Here is a 389-nt window from a genome sequence, read left to right on the forward strand (position 1 = left end):
GGGTGTGGCCGGTGTGATCAAGATGGTGGAGGCGATGCGGCATGGGACGCTGCCGCGCACGCTCCACGTGGACGAGCCGTCCCCTGAGGTCGACTGGGCCTCGGGTGCGGTGGAGCTGCTGACCGATGCCCGGGAGTGGGTGCGTTCGGGCCGGCCGCGTCGGGCGGGTGTGTCCTCGTTCGGCGTGTCGGGCACCAACGCGCATGTGGTGCTGGAAGAGGCCTCCGAGGAGCCGGGGCCCGCCGCTGCGGCCGGTCTGCCCGCCGTGCCGTGGCTGCTGTCGGCACGGTCCGAGACCGCGTTGCGGGCGCAGATCGAGCGGCTGCGCGCGTTCGTCACGGAGCACCCGGAGGCGCGTCCGGCCGACATCGGCCTCAGCCTGACCACCG

Annotated in this window: 1 protein-coding gene; it reads left to right on the forward strand. The window is 73.8% G+C overall.

The window, feature by feature from the left end; all coding sequences use genetic code 11:
* On the forward strand, positions 1-389 hold a 389-nt coding region (locus V5O46_RS31680), incomplete at both ends, for a ketoacyl-synthetase C-terminal extension domain-containing protein (protein ID WP_332888185.1).

The sequence above is a fragment of the Streptomyces poriticola genome (genome assembly GCF_036689765.1).
In the GTDB taxonomy this organism is placed as follows: Bacteria; Actinomycetota; Actinomycetes; order Streptomycetales; family Streptomycetaceae; genus Streptomyces; species Streptomyces poriticola.